The sequence below is a fragment of the Mycolicibacterium sp. CBM1 genome (assembly GCF_054073305.1).
In genome coordinates this window covers 351657-373099 of the sequence record NZ_JBSXPP010000001.1, presented here as the reverse complement: position 1 = coordinate 373099, position 21443 = coordinate 351657, and the positions used below count along the sequence as shown (strand labels likewise).

Below are 21443 nucleotides of genomic sequence, written 5' to 3'. Positions count from 1 at the left end.
TCTTTGAACCCTGTAAGAAACGCTTTTGCGGGCATTAGATGCCGGTGTCGTGACACCCTCGTCACGTGTCCGTGCCCGACATCGCCCCCGCGATCCTGGTCGTCGAGGACGACCGCGCGCTCAGCGCGATGCTCGCCGAGCTGTTCACCGAGGCGGGCTATCGGGTTGACGTCGCCCACGACGGGCAACAGGGGATGCACCGCGGGCTCAGCGGTGACTACGACGCGCTCGTTGTCGACCGGGGGCTGCCCGTGATGGACGGCTCCGACCTGGTGGCGCTGTTGCGGTCACGGGGTATCAGCAGTCCCGCCCTGATCCTTACCGCGCGCGGCGCGGTCGAGGACCGGGTGGAGGGCCTCGACGCCGGAGCTCAGGACTATCTGGTCAAGCCGTTCGAGGTGCCCGAGTTGTTGGCCCGGGTGCGCGCGCTGCTGCGCCGCATCGACAGCGCGGCCACCGTGGTCAGCGCCGGGCCGCTGCGGCTGGACCGGATGACCCGGCGGGTCTCGGGCGCCACGCCCGACGGCGCCGACGTCGAGCTGTCCGAACGCGAGGCCGCGCTGCTGGGGACGCTGATGGGCGCACCCAAGCGGGTATTCAGCCGCGCCCAGTTGCTGGATTCGGTGTTCGACGGCGCCGAGTCCGGTGGTGCGGTAGACCTCTACGTCCACTACCTGCGGCGCAAACTCGGTAAGCAGGTGATCCGCACCGTGCACGGGACCGGCTACCGATTCGGACTGGTATGACACCGCCCAGCGACCTCGTCCTGCTCAAGCGGGCCGGCCGAGTCGCCGCCATCCAGGCCTCCACGGCTCTGGCGGTGGTGCTGCTGGTGGTCGGTGGCGTGGTTTTCACCGTCTACGTCCGCGCGCAGAACCGTCAGATCGACGCCGAACTCCACACGCTGGCCATGACCGCCGACGATGCCAACGATCCGCCCCCGGACATGGAGTTGGCGCTGCGTGAGAACGACGGGAAGACCTCCACCAGCGACGGCGGAGAACTCGGCGTCCCCCTGCTGTCCGGTCCACTCGGCTACTCCGACATCCATTCCGCGGGTAGGCATTTCCGCGCCGTCACCGTCGACAGGCCGGAAGGCCGGGTGGTGGCCATGACCGATCTGGCGCCCTACCGTGCTGGTCGAAACCGGTTGCTGATGGCGCTGGCGTTCGCCGAACTGGCCGGCATGCTCGCCTCGATCGCAGTGGTCGTGCTGTTCACCCGCCGATCGGCCCGCCCGCTGGCCCAGGCGCTGGCGCTGCAGCGGCGGTTCGTCGCCGATGCCTCCCACGAATTGCGCGCGCCGCTGACCGTACTGCACACCAGGGCACAGATGTTGGCCCGTCGTGCGGGTACGGCCGACACCGCGACCGTGCAGGAGGACGCCCACGCGTTGGTGGCAGAGACCAGGACCTTGACTGACATCGTCGACGATCTCCTGGCTTCGGCAACCATGACTGCGGGCAGGCGCCCGTCGGATCGGGTCGACCTGGCGGAGGTGGCCCAGTCCGTGCACGACAGCATGGCCGGGTACGCGGATTCACTGGGCGTGACCTTGCATCTCGAGTGCGAGCCCGGTAGGGATGCGTTCTACGTGGTGGGTTCTCAGGCCGCGCTGCGCAGGGCGCTGACGGCGCTGGTGGATAACGCACTCGGGCACGAACATGACGGCGGCACAGTCCTTTTGAAGGTCTGGCGCGACGCGAAGACGGTCAGTGTGGCGGTCGCCGACGACGGTGTGGGTATCGACCCGGGTGTCATGGCGACACTGTTCACCCGGTTCTCCCACGGCGCCGAACACACCACGCGGCGGGGCCGCGAGTCCTACGGGATCGGCCTGGCGCTGGTGCGCGAGATAGCCCACGCGCACGGTGGCGACGTCGCGGTGGCGTCGACCCCGGGGGCCGGTGCCACCTTCACGATGCGTCTTCCTGCCGCGCGTCAGTCCTGAGCCACCCGTCGTGTGATGTCGTCGGCGCGGTCTACGGTTATGCCGATGTCTCTGCACGTACACCGCGCCGAGCGAACCGACATGCTCGCCGACGGTCTCGGCGCCCTGCTGGCCGTCCCGCAGCCCGACCCGTTCGCCGAGGAACTCGTGGTGGTTCCCGCCCGCGGTGTCGAACGCTGGCTCAGCCAGCGGCTGTCCCACGTGCTGGGTGGCGATGGTGAGCGATCCGGGGTGTGCGCCGGGGTGTCGTTCCGCTCGCCGGCATCGTTGATCAGCGAACTCGCCGGAACCGGACAGGACGATCCCTGGTCGGCGGACGCCATGGCCTGGCCGCTGCTCGAGGTCATCGACGCCAGCCTCGACGAGCCGTGGTGCCGGACGCTGGCGGTACATCTCGGGCACTTCGCGACCGGGGAGGAGAAAGAGCTGCGCCAGGCACGGCGCTACGCGGTGGCCCGGCGGCTCGCCGGGCTGTTCGCCTCCTATACCCGCCAGCGTCCAGCGCTGCTCGCGGGCTGGCTCGACACCCCCGAGGTCGACGTGCTCGACACCGACCTGCGTTGGCAGCCGTATCTGTGGCGTGCCCTGGTGAGCACGATCGGGCTGGACCCGCCACACCAACGGCATCTGGAAACCGTTGCGCGACTGCGGCAATCGGGAGCCGACCTACCGGCCCGGATCTCCCTGTTCGGCCACACCCGGCTGCCCAGCACCGACATCGAACTCCTCGACGCGCTCTCCGAGCACCACGAGGTGCATCTGTGGCTTCCGCACCCCAGTGCCGCACTCTGGAGCGCCCTCGCGCCGCTGCGCGGCCCGATCCACCGCCGGCAGGACACCAGCCATCGGCTGGCCGCTCATCCGCTGCTGGCCACCCTCGGGCGCGACGTGCGCGAACTGCAACGCAGCCTGCCCGCCACGGTGGCCACCGACGACTATCTCGGCGGCCGAGCACCGTCGGACACCCTGCTGGGCTGGCTGCAGTCCGACATCGCGGCGAACCTGCTGCGCCCGCAGGACCGTTCACACCAGGCCACCGACCGTTCGGTTCAGGTACACAGCTGCCACGGCCCAGCCAGGCAGGTCGACGTCCTGCGTGAGGTCCTGCTCGGCCTGCTGGCCGACGACGACACCCTCGAGCCGCGCGACATCCTGGTGATGTGCCCCGACATCGAAACGTATGCGCCGCTGATCGCCGCCGACTTCGGCCTCGGTGACGTCGTTCCCGGTGCCCATCCCGCCCACCAATTGCGGGTGCGGCTCGCCGACCGGGCGCTGGTCCAGACCAACGCGCTGCTGGCGGTGGCGGCCAAACTGCTGGTTCTGGCCGGCAGCCGGGTCACCGCCACCGAGGTCCTCGACTTCGCCCACCTGCCACCGGTACGCGCCCGCTTCGCGTTCACCGACGACGATCTGGAGACCATCACCCGCTGGGTGCAGCAGTCCAACATCCGGTGGGGTTTCGATCAGCAGCACCGCGCCCCGTTCGGCATCCCGTTCATCCAGAACACGTGGCGATTCGGCATCGACCGGGTGCTGGCCGGCGTCGCGATGTCCGACGACTCCGCGGATTGGCTCGACGTCACGCTGCCGCTCGACGACGTGGGCAGCAACAGTGTGGAGCTGGCGGGACGCCTCGGCGAGTACGTCGAGCGTCTGCGGTGCGTCGTCGAATCACTCAGCGGCGTAAGGTCATTGGCGCAGTGGCTGGACGCACTGCGGGACGCCGTCACGATGCTCACGGTGACCTCTGGTGACGATGCCTGGCAGACCAGCCAACTGCACCGGGAATTCGGCGACGTGCAGGCCGCCGCCGGTACCCGCGCCGACACCGCGCTACGGCTGCCCGACATCGCCGCGCTGCTGTCACGGCACCTGGCCGGCCGGCCGACCAGGGCCAACTTCCGCACCGGCACACTCACGGTGTGCACGATGGTGCCGATGCGCTCGGTGCCGCATCGGGTGGTGTGCCTGGTCGGCCTGGACGACACCGTGTTCCCCCGCATCGGCGTGGTCGACGGTGACGACGCGTTGGCCCGCGACCCGATGACCGGCGAGCGCGACATCCGGTCCGAAGACCGCCAGCTGCTGCTCGACGCGATCTGCGCGGCCACCGACAAACTCGTCATCACCTACACCGGGGCCAACGAGTACTCCGGGCACCACCGCCCGCCCGCCGTTCCGCTCGCCGAGCTTCTCGATACCCTCGACCGCACCACCGACGCACCGGTGCGCGACCACATCCTCGTCCGACACCCCCTGCAGCCCTTCGATATTCGTAATCTCGTCCCCGGCGCGCTCGGTGTCGCTGGCCAGCCCTTCACCTTCGACGCCGGCGTCCTGGCCGCCGCATCGGCCACCGGCGCACCGCGCCACGGGCAACCCGATCTGCTGGCCCGGCCCCTGCCGCCGCCCCCCTTGATCGATGTGACGCTGAGCGATCTGCTGAAGTTCTTCGCCAATCCGGTGAAAGGCTTCTTCACAGCCCTCGACCTGACCCTGCCGTGGGAGGTCGACGGCGTCGAGGACGCGATGCCGGTGGAGATCGACAGCCTCCAAGAGTGGACCGTCGGCCAGCGGCTCCTCACCGACATGCTGGCCGGTGTGGATCCCGACCGGGCAAGTCAGGCGGAATGGCGTCGCGGCACGCTCCCGCCGGGGCGGCTGGGCTGGCGCAAGGCCGGCGAGATCCGCCAGCAGGCAACCGAATTGGCTCGTGCGGCCTCGGTGTACCGGTCGGGCACGCCGCGCGCCTACGATATCGACGTCGAGCTGGCCGACGGGCGGCGGCTCACCGGAACCGTGTCAGGGGTGTTCGGGTCTCGGCTGGTCGAGGTGACCTACTCCAAGCTGGACGCCCCGCATCTGCTGCGGGCCTGGATCCCGATGGTCGCCCTGGCCGCCGCACACCCCGGCCAGTGGACGGGGGTGTGCATCGGCCGGCAGCGCAGGCGTACAGGGGTGGCCGAACGTGCGCTGGGCCCACCGTTGACAGATCCGGTCGCGGTCCTGCGCGAGCTCGTGGCGATCTACGATGCCGGCCGACGAGAGCCGATTCCGTTGCCGATCAAGACCTCCCACGCCTGGGCGGTCGCCCGGCACAGTCGGCAGGACCCGCGTGGCGAGGCGTGGTCGAAGTGGCGCTACGAGCGCGACGACCGCGCCATCGAGCGCGTCTGGGGCCGCGAGCCGGGCCTGGAGGCGTTGCTGACTCCACTTCGGCCCGGTGAGGAAGCCGAGGGCGAGTCGACCCGCCTCGGTGCGTACGCGATGCGGCTGTGGTCGCCGGTGCTGGCGGCCGAGGACGGCGCCTGATGGACGAATTCGATCTGCTCGGACCGCTTCCCACCGACGGCTCGACCACGGTGCTGGAAGCCAGCGCCGGGACCGGGAAGACCTTCACCCTGGCCGGGCTGGTGACCCGCTACGTTGCCGAAGGACGGGCCAGCCTGGATCAGATGCTGCTGATCACCTTCAGCAGGGCGGCCACCCAGGAGCTGCGTGAGCGGGTGCGCACTGCCCTGCAGGACGCACTGCGGGCATTCGACGAACCGGCCCTGGCCGAATCCAATCGGGTGCTCGCCGCGCTGACCCGTGGGGACGCCGCTGAACGCGACGAACGCCGGCACCGGCTGCGCGACGCCCTGGCGGGCTTCGACGCGGCGACCATCGCCACCACCCATCAGTTCTGCAACCTGGTGCTGAAATCGCTTGGCGTTGCTGGGGATACCGACAGCGGGGTCACGCTGGCCGAAAGCCTCGACGACCTGGTTAGCGAGATTGTCGACGACCTGTATCTGCGCCAGTTCGGGCAGGAGCGCGAGCCCCCCCCGATCACCCGCGCCGAGGCGCTCAAACTCGCCAGGGAAGTCGTCGCCAACCCGGGCACCCAACTTCGTCCGCTCGACGCGCCCGCCGGCTCGCAGCCCGCGGTCCGGGTCGGGTTTGCCAATGACGTGCTCTGCGAACTCGAACGGCGCAAGCGCCGGCGCGGCATCCTCAGCTACGACGACCTGCTCAGCCGGCTTGCCGACGCGCTGCGGGGCCCGGACCCGGCGGCCGAATCCCCGGCCGCGGCCCGCATGCACCGCCGATGGTCAGTAGTGATGGTCGACGAGTTCCAGGACACCGACCCGGTGCAGTGGCAGGTCATCGAGCGGGCCTTCAGCGGGCAGTCGACCCTGATCCTGATCGGCGACCCCAAGCAGGCGATCTACGCGTTCCGCGGCGGCGACATCGTCACCTACCTGCATGCTGCCCGCACCGCCGGGCGCCGGCATACGCTCGCCGTCAACTGGCGCAGTGACGCCGCCCTGGTCGAGCGTCTGCAGAATGTGCTGCGCGGCGCCGAACTCGGCCACCCGGACATCAAGGTGCTCGACGTCGAGGCCCGACACCCCGGTCACCGCCTTGCCGGCGCACCGCACAACGATCCGTTCCGGCTGCGGGTCGTTTCCCGTGAAACATTCGGCCAGCGCGGCACTCGTACCATCAAGATGGACCAGTTGCGCTCGCACATTGCCGCCGATCTGGCCGCCGACATCGCCGCGCTGTTGAGCAGCGGCGCCACCTTCGCCGGTGAGCCGCTGCAGGCCCACCAGATCGCCGTCATCACCGAAAGCCATGCCGATGCGCGCGCCTGCTTCGACGCACTGACGCGGGCCGGCGTCCCCGCGGTCTACACCGGGGACACCGACGTGCTCAGATCGCAGGCCGCCGACGACTGGCTGAGCCTGCTGGAGGCATTCGACCAGCTGCACCGCCCCGGGCTGGTGCGTGCCGCGGCGACCACGGTGTTCTTTGGCAAGACGGCCGAAGATCTCGCCGCCGGTGGCGACGAGCTGACCGACGAGGTTGCGGAGACGTTGCGGCAGTGGGCCGATCACGCGCGGGAGGCGGGCGTCGCGGCCGTGTTCGAAGCCGCCCAACTGGCCGGGATGGGCAAGCGGGTGCTGTCCTGGGCCGGCGGTGAGCGCACCATGACCGACCTCGCGCACGTCACCCAGCTGCTGCACGATGTGGCCCACCGGGAACGTCTGAGCCTGACCGCGCTTCGGGACTGGCTGCGCACCCAGCGCGACGAACGCAGCGGCGCACCGGAGCGCAACCGGCGACTGGACAGCGACGCCGCGGCAGTCCAGATCATGACGGTGTGGGTCAGTAAGGGCCTGCAGTTCCCGATCGTCTACCTTCCCTTCACGTTCAATCGCTATGTCCGAAGTGAGGATCTGGTCCGCTTTCACGACCAGGACCGGCGCTGCCTGCACGTCGGCGGTGAGCAGAGCCTCGAACTGGCCACCGCGCAGGCCCTCGGCAGGCGGGAGGCCGCCGGTGAGGAGACCCGGCTGACCTACGTCGCGATGACCCGCGCCCAGTCCCAGGTGGTGGCGTGGTGGGCGCCGTCCTGGGACGAACCCAACGGCGGCCTGTCTCGACTGTTGCGTGGCCGGCGCCCGGGTGAGACGACAGTCCCGGACCGGTGTGATCCCGAACGCGTCGACGACCCCGAGGCGATGGCGCTGCTTCGGGCGTGGGAGACGGTTGGCGGTCCGGTCTTGGAGGAGTCGGTGATCGCCGCGCCGGTTCCCGTCACGGCACCAGCGGTGCGGAAAGACTTGGGTGTCAGGCACTTTCACCGCGGGATTGACACAACGTGGCGGCGCACCTCCTACTCGGGCCTGATCCGCGCCGCCGATTCGGTCGGCGTCAGCAGTGAACCCGAAGTGGCCGGGCTCGACGACGAGGCCGCGGACATCGCGGTCACCACGCCCGCAGCCGGTTCCGACGTACCGTCCCCGCTGGGCGAGCTGCCGACCGGCGCCACGTTCGGCTCGTTGGTGCACGCGGTGCTGGAGACGGCCGACCCGGCGGCGCCCGACCTGGCTGCCGAACTGCGCACCCAGATCGAGCGGCATGCGGTGTGGTGGCCCGTCGACGTCGCGGCCACCGATCTGGCGGAAGCTCTGGTTCCGATGCACGACACGCCGTTGGGGCCCCTGGCCGGCGGGCTGACGCTGCGGCAGATCGGGTTGCGGGATCGGTTGCGTGAGATGGACTTCGAATTCCCGCTCGATGGCGGCGATTCGCGCCGGACAGCGCCGCAGACCCGACTGGCCGACGTGGGCCGCCTCCTCGGCGAGCACCTGCCCGCCACCGATCCGCTGGCCTCCTACGCCGACCGGCTGACCGACGGCGCGCTCGGTGGGCAGTCGCTGCGGGGATATCTGTCCGGCTCCCTCGACGTGGTGCTGCGGGTGCCCGACGGGGCCGGGCACCGCTACCTGGTGGCCGACTACAAGACCAACTGGCTGGGCGAGCAGGGCCGCGCCCTCGGCGCCGCCGACTACGACCACGCCAGGATGGCCGAGGCCATGCTGCATTCGGACTATCCGCTGCAAGCGCTGCTGTACAGCGTTGTCCTGCATCGGTTCCTGCGCTGGCGGGTGCCCGGCTACGACCCGGTCCGGCACCTGGGTGGGGTGCTGTACCTGTTCGTGCGCGGCATGTGCGGCCCGCAGACGCCGGTCACTGACGGCCACCCGGCCGGGGTGTTCAGCTGGCGGCCGCCGACCGCCCTGGTGGCCTCGGTCTCGGATCTGCTCGATGGACAGGTGGCGCCATGACCGCCGACACGAGCGGCACCGCCCGCACAGACATCACCGACGTCACGGCCATCACCGATGTGGCCGACTGGCGGCGCAGTGCCGGTGCTACCGGGGTGCTGCGCGCCTTCAACGACGCCGGCGTCATCGAGACCGCCGATGTGCTTGTCGCCCAGCGGCTCACCGCCCTGGGCAAGGAGCCCGACGAACGGGTCGCGCTGGCCGTCGCATTCGTGGTTCGCGCGGTGCGCGGCGGATCGGTGTGTGTGGAGCTGCCTGCGGTGCAGGCCCACATCGACCTGCCGGAGCTGCCGTGGCCCGCGGCGGGGGAGTGGCTGGCCGCGGTCGCGGCCAGTCCGTTGCTGGCCTCGCCGACGGTGCTACATCTGGACGCCGGGCTGCTGTATTTCGACCGGTACTGGCGGGAGGAACGCCAGGTCGCCGCGGATGTGCTGGCCCTTGCCGCGCTTCGACCGGACCGCCGGATGCCCGACATCACCCGGCTTTTCCCGTCCGGTTACGAAGAACAGCGCCGAGTCGCCGAGGTGGCGCTCTCACAGGGGCTCACGGTGCTGACCGGTGGCCCTGGCACCGGCAAGACCACCACCATCGCTCGCCTGCTGGCGCTACTGGCCGAACACGCTGACCTCGAGGGCAGGCCGCCGCTGCGGATAGCGCTGGCCGCGCCCACCGGTAAGGCCGCGGCGCGGCTGCAGGAGGCGGTCCAATTCGAGGTCGACGGGCTCGCACCCGCTGACCGGGGTCGGCTTGCCGGGTTGCGCGCAACCACCCTGCACCGGCTGCTCGGCCCGCGGCCCGACACGTCGTCGCGGTTTCGTCACCACCGGGAGAACCGGCTGCCGCACGACGTGATCGTGGTCGACGAGACGTCCATGGTGTCGCTGACCATGATGGCCCGGGTGGTCGAGGCGGTGCGCCCGGATGCGCGGCTGCTGCTCGTCGGCGATCCCGACCAGCTTGCCTCGGTGGAAGCCGGTGCCGTTCTGGCAGACCTGGTCGACGGGCTCAGTGCCCGCGCCAACGCCCCGGTGGCCAAGCTGGTCACCTCCCACCGGTTCGGGGCATCGATCGGCGAACTGGCACTGGCCATTCGCAAGGGTGACGCCGACCGGGCCCTCGACGTGCTCTGCGCCGGTGGCGAGCACATCGAATGGGTCGACACAGAGGACCCGAGTGGGATTCTGCGCCGAGTGCTGGTGCCGCACGCCCTGCGGCTGCGGGAGGCGGCGGTGCTCGGCGACGGGCCCGCCGCGCTGGCCACCCTGGCCGAACACCGGCTGCTGTGCGCGCACCGGCACGGAACACACGGCGTGGCCTATTGGAACCATCAGGTCGAACGCTGGCTGTCGGAGGAGACCGATGTGCCGCAGTGGGCGTCGTGGTACGCCGGTCGGCCGGTGCTGGTGACCGCCAACGACTACGGGCTGCGGCTCTACAACGGCGACACCGGGGTGGCGGTGCTACGCGACGGGGTGCTGCGCGCGGTCATGGCGGGCACCGGCGGCCCTACCGAGTTCGCGATCAGCCGGCTGGCCGACGTCGAGACCATGCACGCCATGACCATTCACAAGAGCCAGGGCAGCCAGGCCACCGAGGTCACCGTGCTGCTACCGCCGGATGATTCGCGGCTGCTTACCCGTGAGCTGCTCTATACCGCCGTCACCCGGGCCCAGCGCAGGGTGCGGGTGGTGGGGACGGCTGCGCAGCTGCGCGCCGCGGTCGGCCGCCGGGCGGTGCGGGCCAGCGGCCTGAGCCGCCGGCTGCGCGAGGACTGAGGCTCGGGTGGCCCAGCTAGCGCACCAGCCGGGGCAACAACACCGACGCCGCGGCGACGCCCGCCACCGCGGCCAGCACCAGGACACCCAGGTCGAGCCAGGGATGCACCGACGGAATGCCCACCAACAGCAACCGCAGCGAGTCCACCTCGTAGCTCAGCGGATTGACCCGCGACAGCCAGCGCAGCCAATCGGGCATCACGGCAACCGGATACAGCGCGTTGGAGGCGAAGAACAACGGCATCGTGATGGCCTGCCCGATGCCCATCAACCGGTCGCGGTTGCGGACCAGCCCGGCCAGCGTCATCGACAGGCAGGCGAAGAACGCCGACCCGAGCATCACCACACCCATCGCGGCCAGGATCCGAAACGGGTTGTGTGTCATGTGGATGCCCATGAAGTAGGCCAGCACCAGCACGCCGACCACCTGGGCGATCGAGCGCACCCCGGCGGCAAACGCCTTGCCGGTCACCAGGGCCGACGCGGGCGCCGGTGTCACCATCAGCTTGGCCAGAATGCCGGCGTCGCGATCCCAGACGATCTGGATGCCGTAGAAGATCGAGATGAACAACGCCGACTGCGCGATGATCCCGGGCGCCAGGAAGGCGAGGTAGGGCACCGAGCCGGTGTCGATCACGTGCAATCGATTGAACGTCGTGCCGAAGATCAACAGCCACAGGGCCGGCTGCACCATGCGGGTGACCAGCTCGGTGCGGTCGTGGCGTAGCTTCTGCAGCTCGACCCAGGCAAAGGTCTGTATCCGGGAGGCCAGGCTCAGCAGGCGTCGCCAGCCGTGTGGCGCCCGCAGCAACCCGGGTACGGCGGTGGACTCAACCGGCATCGCGCGCCGCCTTCCGGCCGGCCCGCACGGCGCCGAGGCCGGTATGGTCGGCGGCCTCCGCCAGCCCGGATCCCGCATAGTGGCGGAACACGTCCTCCAGGCTCGCGCCGGGTCCGACCTGAGTCTTGAGGTCGGCTGGGGTGCCGACCGCCTGCAGCCGGCCGTGATGCATCAGCGCGACGCGGTCACACAGCACGTCGGCCTCCTCCATGTAGTGGGTGGTGAGCAGCACGGTCATACCGAAGGCGCGTTGCATGCTCTGCACCTGCGACCAGACCCCATCGCGGGCAATGGGATCCAGCCCGACCGTCGGCTCGTCGAGGATCAGCAACGAGGGCTTGTTGACCAGCGCCTGGGCCAGCTCGAGGCGGCGAACCATGCCGCCGGAGTAGGTGCCGGCGAGCCGGTCGGCGACCTCGAGCAGCTGCATCGACTCCAGCGCCTCCGCCACCCGCTGCCGGCGTTGGGCGCGGGGCACGTCGTAGAGCCGGGCGAACCATTCCACGTTCTGCCGGCCGGTCAATGCCGGCTCGATCGAAAGTTGTTGCGGCACATAGCCGAGGTTGTACCGGATGTCCATGGTGTCGCGGCTAGCGTCGAGCCCGAAGATCCGCACCTGCCCCTGCTGGATCGGCGCCAGCGTGGTCAGCAGCCGCACGACGGTGGTCTTGCCGGCTCCGTTCGGGCCCAGCAAGCCGAGGGTTTCACCGATCTGCACCTGCAGTGTCAGCTCGTCGACGGCGGTGAAGTCGCCGTAGCGATGGGTCAGATTGCGGCAGTCGATGGCGGGGGCGGTCATGGGCGGTTCTCCTGCAGCGTGGTGGTGATCCGGGCGAGGACGCGCAGCCCGGCGGTGAGCGCCTCGACGTCGTCGGCCTCGAGGCGGTCGAGTGCGTCGGCCAGCGCTGCGCGGCGGGCGGCGCGGGAGGCGTCGGCCAGCCGCTGGGCGGGCGCGGTGAGTGCGAGCCGGCCCACCCGGCGGTCGTCCGGGTCCGGGGTGCGCACCAGCAGCCCCTCGGCGGATAACCGCGAGACCAGGGTGGATGCTGTGTTGGCGGCCAGGCCGAGTTCGGCTGCGGCGGCGCTGACCGAGATGCCGGGTTGGCGGCCCACGAGGCGCAGCAGTTCGGCCTGCGACTCGGTCAGCCCGGAGCTCCCGAAAGCCCGTCCACCGGCCCGCCGCACGGTGCGACGAAACCGGCCGACGGTGCTGAACAGCTCGCTGATCAGATCGGTGCGGGTATCCACCACCCCAGATTAGCTCTGTTGCAGAGCTAATGCTTGTCGATCTGGTGCAAGCGCACGTCACCCAGCACGCCACCGTTGGTGACCGCCGTCATGTAGGTGCAGAACGGCTGACGCCGGCGGTCGGTCGGCGAGCCCGGATTGAGCAGGCGCAGACCAGTGCGTGCGGTGGTGTCCCACGGGATGTGGCTGTGTCCGAAAACCAGCACGTCGGTGTGGGGATAGAGCTGCGCCATCCGGGCCTCGCGGCCTGATGCGGCGCCGGTCTCGTGCACGACGGTGAACCTCAGCCCGTCCAGTGTGACGTCGGCGCACTCGGGCAGCCGCGCCCGCAACTGCGGGCCGTCGTTGTTGCCCCAACACGCGATCACCCGCTCGGCTCGATCGGTCAGCTGGTCGAGTAGCTCGGGTTCCACCCAGTCGCCGGCGTGGATGACGACGTCGCAAGACTCGACCGCACGCCACACCTGCTCGGGAAGATCGCGTGCCCGCTTCGGTACATGGGTGTCGGCGAGCAGCAGCAGACGCATTGCCCGATCCTCTCACCGACCACCTTGCTGGCTCCTGGCCTCGGCGCCGGTCTGGCCGGCTCGTGAGGACGCCACGTGCTCGTCGGAGCCGAGGTCCTCGCTGTTCTCATCCGTGGGGTGGGTCATGGCGCGGGACTACCCCGCCGCCGCCACCGGCAACCGTGCCCCCCGAGGTCTATCGGCGCCTACGCTGGGAAGAGAGGTGAGTGAGATGACGAACGACGTCGAGAAGCGCTGGCACGACCCGGCGATGTTCCGGGCCGCGGTGACCTATGTGGTCGCCGTGGTCGCGGTGGCCGGGGTGGCCTTCGCGGCGGCCGTGTTCTGGCATTCGCTGATCGCCGGAATCCTGGTCCCGGTGATCCTGTTCGCCGGGGGTGTGGGTGCGCTCGTGCAGGCCTACCGGGTCTGGCGGGTCGAAGGTGTGTGGCCGATCTGGCAGGGCGCCGGCTGGTTCCTGCTGATGCTGATGCTGGTCTGCCTGGGAGTACCGGTCGCGGTGGCTTGACGCACCGCCCGCCATACTCGTCGGGTGAGTGCTCAATCTGGCCTGCCGCTGGCCGGCGTGCGCATTGTCGAGATCTCTAGCTTCGTCGCCGTGCCCTTGGCCGGGATGACGTTGGCCGAGTTGGGCGCCGAGGTGATCCGGGTGGATCCCGTCGGCGGTGCGGCCGACTACCGCCGCTGGCCGCTGACCGATGCGGGCGACAGCATCTACTGGGCCGGGCTGAACAAGGGCAAACGATCGGTGGCCGCCGATATGCGTACCGCCGACGGTCAGCGGCTGGTGGGCCGGCTGATCGTCGACGCCGGTGTGCTCATCACCAACGTCGCTGGGCGGCAATGGCACTGCTATGAGACGTTGAGCGCCGAACGGCCCGACATGATCCATCTGGAGGTGGTCGGCCGCGGCGACGGAGCCACCGGAGTCGACTACACGGTCAATGCGGCCACCGGGTTCCCATTGCTCACCGGCCCGCCGTCGCACAGCGGCCCGGTCAACCACGTGCTGCCCGCGTGGGACGTCAGCTGCGGACTGTATGCCGCACTGGCGATCCTGGTGGCGTTGCGCCGGCGCGATGCCACCGGCCTGGGCAGCAGCATCCGCCTGCCGCTCGACGATGTCGCGCTGGCGACGGCGGGCAATCTCGGCTTCCTCACCGAACCCATGATCACCGGTTCCCAGCGGCCCCGGCTGGGCAACGCGATCTACGGCCAGTACGGCCAAAACTTCACCAGCAGCGACGGCGCCTCGTTCATGGTGGTGGCCCTGACCAACCGGCACTTCAGGGACCTCGCCGAACTCACCGGAACCTCGAAAGCCGTTGCCGCGGTGGCCGAAGCGCTGGGTGTCGACTTCTCCGACGAAGGCCAGCGCTATGCTCACCGGGAGTTGCTGACCGGCCTGTTCGCGCCGTGGTTCGCCGGTCGCACTGCCGACGAGGTGGGCACCGCGCTGGCCGCGACCTCGGTGCTGTGGGATCGCTACCTGGACTTCACCGAAGTCGCCGAACATCCCCGGGTGACGGCCAATCCGATGTTCAGCCCGCTCGAGCAGCCCCGGATCGGACGGTATCTGGCACCGGGGCTGCCGATGTCGGTCGACGGCGCTCACACCCGCGCCCGCCCGGCACCGGCGCTCGGCGACGACACCGCCGCGGTGCTCGCCGAACTTGGGTTGAGTGCCGACGAGATTCGCGTCCTGCTCGAATCGGGCACCGCCGCAACGGGAACCGATCCGGCATGAGCGAACTGTCCCGGCTGCTGAGCGTGCGCCCCGATCCGTCCGGCGCGCTCGTCGGCGAGGCGAGCGGACCGCCGGACAAGCGCGCCTACGGTGGTCACCTCGCCGCGCAGGCCATGGCCGCGGCCTGTCACACCGTGGCCGCCGACAAGGCGCCGACCAACCTGCACGTGCAGTTCCTGCGTGGCGGGGACGCCGGTGCGCCGGTGCAGTATGACGTCGACCCCGTCTACGACGGACGCACCACGGCCTCCCGACGGGTACTGGCCCGCCAGGACGGCAGGCTGCTGATCACCGCGACCGTCTCGTTCGCCGCGGCGGCCGACGGCCCGGAACACACCCGGCACGCCGACGCGGCAGGCGATCCCGAGCAGCTCCCGGCCAACGGCCCGGTCGGTCCGGCTCCGTCGTTGCCGCTCGACGAGCTCGATATCCGCACCGACGATGACTGCAGCGCAGGCGAATTCGTTCGGCGGCTATGGTGGCGGGTCACCGCCCCGCTGGACGAGGATCCGCGGGTGCACGCCTGCGCGGCGATCTATGTCACCGATATCTACGGCATCGACCCGGTGTTGCGGGTGCACGGCCACTCGATGACCGATCGCAGCCACCGCACCGCCACCACCGACTCGTCGATCTGGTTTCACCGCCCGATCCGCGCCGATCAGTGGAACCTGCTGGAATCGCGCTCACCGGCGGCAGCCCGCGGCCGGGGCCTGGTCACCCTGGACCTCTACGACTGCGATCGCCTGCTGACCGCGACGCTGGTCCAGGAGGGCCTGACCGTCGTGCGGGACTAGGTGCGTCGGTAGGCGCGACGTGCCGAGCGTCACGCCCGGGACGGACGCCGCGAGCGGCGGGTAGCCCGCTCCTGCGCCAGTGACCGGGTCTCCTCGGAGAGCGGCGCGGCGAGCATCGCGGTGACGGTGTCGACGAGGTGAGAGATGAACAACCGGTCGTCGGCGTGTGGCGCGGTGGCCGCGCGGCGGCCCAACTCGACCGCGGCGTACACCAGTGCCCCCAGCCGCGGATGCAACGTGACGGCCACCGGATCAAGCATCGGCTCGAGCAGTCGGCGCCAGCGCTGCAGGCTACCGGAGTGCCCGGTGAAATCGAAGGTGGGCACCGGGCGATTCAGCAGGTCGGAGTGGATGCGCAGGAACGCCGGGCCGCCGTCGGCATCGGCGAGCTTGGCCGCCAGCGGCCGGACCAGCGCCGAGGCCATCGACCGCATCGAGGGCGCCGCCTCGGCCTCGACGGCGTCCAGCAACGCATCGCGGCGGGCGTCGACCATCGGCAGGTGCTTGTCGGCGATCGCAGCCAGCACCCCGGCGCGGTCGGAGAAGTGGTACTGCACCGCCATCACGTTGCGCGCCCCGGCCTCCCGGGCGATCTCGCGCAGGCTGACCGCGTCCACCCCGCGCTCGGCGAACAACCGCTCGGCGGTGGCCACCAGGTTGGCCGAGGTGCCGGCCGCCATCAGAGTTCGGCGACCTCGTGTTCGAGAAGCTCGGCCAGCTTGGCCTGGGCGGCCGCGCGCCGGGTCGGAATGTGCTGGGACGGGAAGAGGGTGTCGACGGGCTCGTATTCCTTGAGCGTGCGCCGCGCCACGGTCAGCTTGTGCACTTCGGTCGGGCCGTCGGCGATGGCCAGCGACTGCGCCGCGACCATCATCTTCACGAAGGGCATTTCGTCGGAAACCCCGAGGGCCCCGTGCAGATGCATGGCCCGCTGCACGACGTCGTGCAAGACCTGCGGCATTGCCACCTTGACCGCGGCGATGTCCCGGCGCACCAGCTGATAATCGTGGTACTTGTCGATCTTCCAGGCGGTGCGTAACACCAGCAGGCGGAACTGCTCGATCTGGATCCAGCTGTCGGCGATCTTCTCCTGCGTCATCTGGTAGTCGGCCAACGGCCCACGGCGGGTCTGTCGGGATACCGCCCGCTCGCACATCATGTCGAAAGCCTTGCGCGCCAGCGCGATCGTGCGCATCGCGTGGTGTACCCGGCCGCCTCCGAGGCGGGTCTGGGCAATGGCGAACGCCTGGCCCTCGCCGCCGAGCACGTGGTCGGCGGGCACCCGCACGTCGTGGTAACGGATGTAGCCGTGCCCGGCGCGGTCGTCGGATTCCCCGCCGACCCCGACGTTGCGGATGATGTCGATGCCCGGCGTTTCGGCCGGCACGATGAACAGCGACATCTTCTGATGGGTGCGGGCTTCGGGATTGGTGACCGCCATGACGATGAAGAATGCGGCGTTTCGGGCATTGGAGGAGAACCACTTCTCGCCGTTGATCACCCACGAATCCCCGTCGCGTTCGGCGCGGGTGGTGAACAGGCCTGGATCCGACCCGCCCTGCGGCTCGGTCATCGAATAGCACGAGGAGATCTCGCCGTCGAGCAGCGGTTGCAGGTACCGGCGCTTCTGTTCGGCGGTGCCGAACATCGCCAGGATCTCGGCATTGCCGGAGTCGGGTGCCTGCGATCCGAATACCGATGGCGCCCAACGGGACCGGCCAACGATCTCGTTGAGCAGTGCCAGCTTGACCTGACCGTAGCCCTGACCGCCGAGCTCGGGGCCCAGATGTGCCGCCCACAGGCCCTGCTCCCTGACCTGCTGCTGGAGCGGGCGCAGGACGCGCAGCACGTCGGGGTTGGTCTTTTCATACGGATCGAGTGGTGCGAAGTCCAGCGGCTCGAGCTGCTCGCGCATGAACTCTTCGACCCAGTCCAGCTTCTTCTGGTAGTCGGGGTCGGTCTCGAACTCCCACATGGCCACTCCCTCTGGGGCCTCGGGCCCGGCAGTATTAAGGCGGCACGATCATAACTTCGTGCAGCTGCATTAATCAACGCCGGCTTTAGCGCCCGCGATTTTGCCGGGTCGCACCGGTACGTCAGGGCGGATCGGGCATGCTTCGACCGTGCTGCTGCTCAGCCGGGTCACCGGATACCAAGTACTCGGCCCCGACGGGCGGGTGATCGGCCGGCTCGCGGATCTGACCGCGGGACTGGGCGACGCCGCCCCGCATCTGGTCGAGCGACTGCTGGTCCGCCCGCGGCGCGGCCGCGCACTGCTGTTCGGGTGGGACCAAGTCGGCGACTTCCGGCCCGGGCAGGTGGTGCTGCGCGCCGACCCAACCGACCCAGCCGAGCCGACAGACCCGGCTCAGGCGCTCGGCGAGCGCGAGATCCTGCTGGTGCGCGACGTGCTGGACACCCAGGTCGTCGACGTCGTCGGCCAGCGCCTGGCCCGCGTCGCCGACGTCGTGCTGGCCCGAACCCCTGCCGGTCGCCTCGAACTGGCCGGCGTCGAGGTCGGCTTCGGCGGCGTGCTGCGGCGACTGAAGCTCGCCGCACTGGCCGGCCCCACCGGCCAGGACGTGATCGCCTGGGCGGATCTGCACCTGACCTCCGAACGCGGTCACGCCGTCCAACTGGCCAGCCCGCGCGCAGCCGTGCACCACCTCGACGCCCGCGGGCTCGCCGGGCTGGTCAGCCGGCTCGACACCGAATCGGCGACCGAGGTCCTGGCCACCAGCGTGCCCGAGGTCGCTGCCGACGCCGTTCGGGCAGCTCATCCCGACGTCGGTGAGCGCGTGCTGCGCGCGATGTCCGGTGCGGACGCCGAGCGCATCGTCGCCGCCATGCCCGCCGAGCACGCCGGCCGGTGGCGGCACCGGCTGGCACATCCGTCCGCGTCGAGCCGGCACTTCCTGCGTTCGCGGGTCTGGCCGCGCCGCCGCCACGCCGGCGCGCCCACCGCATGACCTCGCCCGGTCGCAGCGCGACGAGGGTCGGCGCCCTGCTGGCTGTCGTCGGCCCCGGGTTGCTGGCGGGTCTGTCCGACGACGACCCCGCGGGCATCACCACCTACTCGGTGCTCGGCGCCGACCACGGCTATCAGTTGCTGTGGGTGCTGCTGTTGTCCACCGTCGCCCTGATCGTCTTCCACAGCCTGGCCGCCCGAATGGGTGTGGTGACCGGTCAGGGCCTGATCGGATTGGTGCGGCAGCGCTACGGCGTCGGCGTGGGCGGCGCCGTGCTGGCCGCGCTCGTGGTCGCCAACATCGGCACCACGTGCGCCGAATTCGCTGGCATCGCAGCAGGATTCGAGCTGTTTGGCATCAGTCGCTATGTCAGCGTGCCGGCTGCCGCGGTGGCGGTGTCCCTACTGGTGCTGCGGGGCAGTTTCCACCGCGTCGAGCGTCTGCTCCTGCTGTTGTCGACGGTGTTCCTCGCCTACGTCATCTCGGGCTTCCTGGCCGGCCCGGACTGGGGGGCGGCGCTGCGCGGCACCGTGGTGCCGACCATGCCGATGACCGGGCAGGCAATCGCGATCGTGACCGCCACCCTGGGCACCACACTGGCGCCGTGGGGCCTGTCGTTCATGCAGTCCTACGCCGTCGACAAGAAGCTGCGCACCGAGGACCTGGTGCTCGAACGGGTGGACGTCATCACCGGAGCTGTCCTGACCGGGGTCATCGGGTTCTTCGTCGTCGTGGCCTGCGCCGCGACGCTGCACCGCGACGGGCACACCATCACCGACGCCGCCGACGCGGCGGTCGCGCTGGAACCCCTGGCCGGACCGGCTGCCGCCAAGCTCTTCGGTGTCGGCCTGATCGGGGCCGCCTTCCTGGCCGCGTCGATCCTGCCGCTGTCCACCGCGTACTCGGTGTGCGAATACGCCGGTGTCGAGGCCGCGGTCGACGACCCCTACCGTGAGGCGCGCACCTTCTACCTGACCTACGGCATTGTCACCGGCGTCGGCGCGGTGATCGTCCTGATCCCGCACGCACCGCTGGTGACCATTCTGATCGGCACCCAGGTGCTCAACGCGGTGCTGCTGGTGCCGCTGCTGCTGGCGATGATCGGCCTGGGCCGCGACCGCGACCTGATGGGCCGGTTCAGGATTGGTGCCAAAGCGCTGATCGGCTACGGCGTGACCATCGCCGTGGTGGTGGTGTGCGTGCTCACGCTGGGCATCACCACCGCGCTGGGCTGAGTGGAGAGAGGACACCGGGTGACGACGAGCGTTCGCCTCGACGTGCGGGAGGGCGGTGTCGCCGTGATCACCCTGGACGGACCGGACCGACTCAACGCGTTCTGCGCCGACACCGCCGACCGGCTCGGCCAGGCCTACCGGCGCTGCGACGCCGACGACGCGATCCGTGCCGTCGTCGTCACCGGAGCGGGGCGGGCGTTCTGCGCCGGTGCCGACATGTCCGCCGACGCGGCGGCATTCGCCACCCCAGGCTCCGACTTCAGCGCATCCCCGATCCAGCCGCCGGCCTGGCGGGTGCGCAAGCTGGTCATCGCCGCGATCAACGGCCACGCAATCGGTATCGGGTTGACCCTGGCGCTGCAGTGTGACCTGCGGTTGGTCGCGCAGGACGCCAAGCTTGCCGTCCCGCAGGTGCGCCGCGGCATGGTCGGCGACTGTGCGGTGCACTACACCCTCAAACGCTGCGCGGGCCTGGCTGTCGCCGCCGACGTCCTGTTGACCGGGCGCACCTTCACCGGCGCGGAGGCCGCCGCGATGGGCCTGGCCAATCGGGCGCTGCCGACTGCCGAGGTGCTGCCCGCCGCCCTCGACCTGGCCCGCGAGGTCGCCGTGTACGCCAACCCCGCGTCGGTGGCCTACAGCAAGCGGCTGCTGTGGGCCGGTGCGGGGAGTGAGACCGACGCCGACGCCGTGGCCGCCGCCGAGACTACGGTGCACCTGAACCTCATGGGCGGCCCGGACGCGGTCGAGGGGCCGGCCGCCTGGCGGGACAACCGGCCGCCGGTGTGGCGCGCCACCGCAAGCCAGACGGGAGACCCCGCATGACCGGAACCCCGACCACCGCCGAGATCCTCGACGGCGTCGACCTTACCGGCCACACGGCGGTCATCACCGGGGCCTCCTCGGGACTGGGCCTGCAAACCGCGCGGGCACTGCAGTCCGCCGGCGCGCGGATCGTGGCCGCCGTGCGTGACGTCGACAAGACCCGTGCGGCCATCGAGTGCGACACCGTCGCGCTCGACCTCGCCGACCTGCGCTCGGCGCGCGCCGCGGCCGCCGAGCTCGTCGAACGCCTGGAACGCGTCGACATCCTGATCAACAACGCCGGCGTGATGGCGCCGCCGCTGTCACGCACCGCGCAGGGCTACGAACTGCAACTCGGCACCAATCACCTCGGCCACTTCGCGTTCACCACCGGCCTCGTCGAAACGTTCGGCGCGGGCACCCGCATCGTCAACCTCAGCAGCCGCGGACACCTCTACAGCGGCATCCGCTGGGACGACCCGAATTATGACAACTCGAACGACGGTGGGGAGTCGGCCTACGACAAGTGGCAGGCCTACGGCCAGAGCAAGACCGCCAACGTGCTGTTCACCGTCGAGGCGCAACGGCGCTGGGGACCGCGCGGCGTGCAGTCGTTCGCGGTGCATCCCGGTGTGGTGGTCACCGAACTGGCCCGGCACATGACCCGCGACGACTTCAGCGGGCGGCTGGCCAACCTCGACGTGACCGACGTCGAGCACGGTGCGGCGACCACGGTGTGGGCGGCCGTCAGCCCCGAGCTCGACGGGCGCGGCGGACGCTATCTCGAGGACTGCCGCATCGCCGATCCGTTCGCCGAGGGCGTCGAGGGTGGCTATGCGGCCTGGGCCGTCGACTCCGAACAGGCCCGCCGGCTGTGGGACTGGTCGCAGCAACAGGTTGACCTTAATTTGAATGACTAATCTGCA

At 70.2% G+C, this 21443-nt stretch carries 18 protein-coding genes; 12 read left to right on the top strand and 6 right to left on the bottom strand.

The genetic code is table 11. The annotated features are described in order from the left end of the window. The first annotated feature begins 65 nt into the window (after nucleotides 1-65). Genes ACXDF8_RS01785 through recD form a run of 5 tightly spaced genes read left to right on the top strand, consistent with a single transcriptional unit; the run spans nucleotide 66 to nucleotide 10349 of the window. Nucleotides 66-746: a response regulator transcription factor gene (locus ACXDF8_RS01785; RefSeq protein WP_457221524.1), complete on the top strand. Its 681-nt coding sequence runs from the start codon at nucleotides 66-68 to the stop codon at nucleotides 744-746. Next, nucleotides 743-1951 (top strand): sensor histidine kinase, encoded by a 1209-nt coding sequence (locus ACXDF8_RS01780; protein WP_457221523.1) that lies wholly within the window; start codon nucleotides 743-745, stop codon nucleotides 1949-1951. Before ACXDF8_RS01785 ends, ACXDF8_RS01780 begins: the two co-directional genes overlap by 4 nt. 45 nt (nucleotides 1952-1996) lie before the next feature. Next, a complete protein-coding gene (recC, locus tag ACXDF8_RS01775; protein ID WP_457221522.1) occupies nucleotides 1997-5266 on the top strand; it encodes an exodeoxyribonuclease V subunit gamma in 3270 nt (1089 codons plus the stop codon). Beyond that, a complete protein-coding gene (gene recB, locus ACXDF8_RS01770; protein ID WP_457221521.1) occupies nucleotides 5266-8574 on the top strand; it encodes an exodeoxyribonuclease V subunit beta in 3309 nt (1102 codons plus the stop codon). Before recC ends, recB begins: the two co-directional genes overlap by 1 nt. Then, nucleotides 8571-10349 (top strand): exodeoxyribonuclease V subunit alpha, encoded by a 1779-nt coding sequence (gene recD / locus ACXDF8_RS01765; protein WP_457221520.1) that lies wholly within the window; start codon nucleotides 8571-8573, stop codon nucleotides 10347-10349. The genes recB and recD overlap by 4 nt, the downstream gene beginning before the upstream one ends. A 16-nt stretch (nucleotides 10350-10365) precedes the next feature. On the opposite strand, the gene ACXDF8_RS01760 is transcribed toward recD, so the two are convergent. From ACXDF8_RS01760 to ACXDF8_RS01745, 4 genes are read right to left on the bottom strand one after another with little or no spacing between them, the layout of a single operon-like run. Then, nucleotides 10366-11190 carry an ABC transporter permease gene (locus ACXDF8_RS01760; protein WP_457221519.1) on the bottom strand — a complete coding sequence of 275 codons (825 nt, stop codon included), beginning with the start codon at nucleotides 11188-11190 and terminating at the stop codon, nucleotides 10366-10368. Beyond that, nucleotides 11180-11989 (bottom strand): ATP-binding cassette domain-containing protein, encoded by an 810-nt coding sequence (locus tag ACXDF8_RS01755; RefSeq protein ID WP_457221518.1) that lies wholly within the window; start codon nucleotides 11987-11989, stop codon nucleotides 11180-11182. The genes ACXDF8_RS01760 and ACXDF8_RS01755 overlap by 11 nt, the downstream gene beginning before the upstream one ends. Continuing rightward, a complete protein-coding gene (locus tag ACXDF8_RS01750) occupies nucleotides 11986-12438 on the bottom strand; it encodes a MarR family winged helix-turn-helix transcriptional regulator (protein ID WP_457221517.1) in 453 nt (150 codons plus the stop codon). Before ACXDF8_RS01750 ends, ACXDF8_RS01755 begins: the two co-directional genes overlap by 4 nt. A gap of 26 nt (nucleotides 12439-12464) precedes the next feature. Beyond that, the gene (locus ACXDF8_RS01745) at nucleotides 12465-12965 is read right to left on the bottom strand and encodes a metallophosphoesterase family protein (protein ID WP_457221516.1); all 501 of its coding nucleotides are present in this window, start codon (nucleotides 12963-12965) and stop codon (nucleotides 12465-12467) included. Nucleotides 12966-13176: 211 nt separating this feature from the next. Between ACXDF8_RS01745 and ACXDF8_RS01740 the strand changes: the two genes are divergently transcribed. The 3 genes from ACXDF8_RS01740 to ACXDF8_RS01730 are packed head-to-tail and all read left to right on the top strand — an operon-like array spanning nucleotide 13177 to nucleotide 15509. Beyond that, nucleotides 13177-13473, top strand: a complete 297-nt coding sequence (locus tag ACXDF8_RS01740) for a hypothetical protein (RefSeq protein ID WP_457221515.1) — start codon at nucleotides 13177-13179, stop codon at nucleotides 13471-13473. Nucleotides 13474-13497: 24 nt separating this feature from the next. After that, nucleotides 13498-14712, top strand: coding sequence for a CoA transferase (locus ACXDF8_RS01735; protein WP_457221514.1), 1215 nt, complete (start codon nucleotides 13498-13500; stop codon nucleotides 14710-14712). Continuing rightward, nucleotides 14709-15509: an acyl-CoA thioesterase gene (locus ACXDF8_RS01730; RefSeq protein WP_457221513.1), complete on the top strand. Its 801-nt coding sequence runs from the start codon at nucleotides 14709-14711 to the stop codon at nucleotides 15507-15509. Before ACXDF8_RS01735 ends, ACXDF8_RS01730 begins: the two co-directional genes overlap by 4 nt. Nucleotides 15510-15538: 29 nt before the next feature. Here ACXDF8_RS01730 and ACXDF8_RS01725 read toward each other — a convergent pair whose 3' ends face one another. Then, on the bottom strand, nucleotides 15539-16189 hold the full coding sequence (locus ACXDF8_RS01725; RefSeq protein WP_457221512.1) for a helix-turn-helix domain-containing protein: 651 nt from the start codon (nucleotides 16187-16189) through the stop codon (nucleotides 15539-15541). Then, nucleotides 16189-17484 carry an acyl-CoA dehydrogenase family protein gene (locus tag ACXDF8_RS01720; protein WP_457221511.1) on the bottom strand — a complete coding sequence of 432 codons (1296 nt, stop codon included), beginning with the start codon at nucleotides 17482-17484 and terminating at the stop codon, nucleotides 16189-16191. Before ACXDF8_RS01720 ends, ACXDF8_RS01725 begins: the two co-directional genes overlap by 1 nt. Before the next feature lie 148 nt (nucleotides 17485-17632). On the opposite strand from ACXDF8_RS01720, the gene ACXDF8_RS01715 reads away from it, so the two are divergent. The 4 genes from ACXDF8_RS01715 to ACXDF8_RS01700 are packed head-to-tail and all read left to right on the top strand — an operon-like array spanning nucleotide 17633 to nucleotide 21437. After that, complete coding sequence (locus ACXDF8_RS01715; protein WP_457221510.1) at nucleotides 17633-18478, top strand: magnesium transporter; 846 nt, start codon at nucleotides 17633-17635, stop codon at nucleotides 18476-18478. Then, on the top strand, nucleotides 18475-19713 hold the full coding sequence (locus tag ACXDF8_RS01710) for an NRAMP family divalent metal transporter (RefSeq protein WP_457221509.1): 1239 nt from the start codon (nucleotides 18475-18477) through the stop codon (nucleotides 19711-19713). The genes ACXDF8_RS01715 and ACXDF8_RS01710 overlap by 4 nt, the downstream gene beginning before the upstream one ends. An 18-nt stretch (nucleotides 19714-19731) precedes the next feature. Continuing rightward, nucleotides 19732-20538, top strand: coding sequence for an enoyl-CoA hydratase/isomerase family protein (locus tag ACXDF8_RS01705; protein ID WP_457221508.1), 807 nt, complete (start codon nucleotides 19732-19734; stop codon nucleotides 20536-20538). Then, a complete protein-coding gene (locus ACXDF8_RS01700) occupies nucleotides 20535-21437 on the top strand; it encodes an SDR family NAD(P)-dependent oxidoreductase (protein ID WP_457221507.1) in 903 nt (300 codons plus the stop codon). The genes ACXDF8_RS01705 and ACXDF8_RS01700 overlap by 4 nt, the downstream gene beginning before the upstream one ends. The last annotated feature ends 6 nt before the right edge of the window (nucleotides 21438-21443 follow it).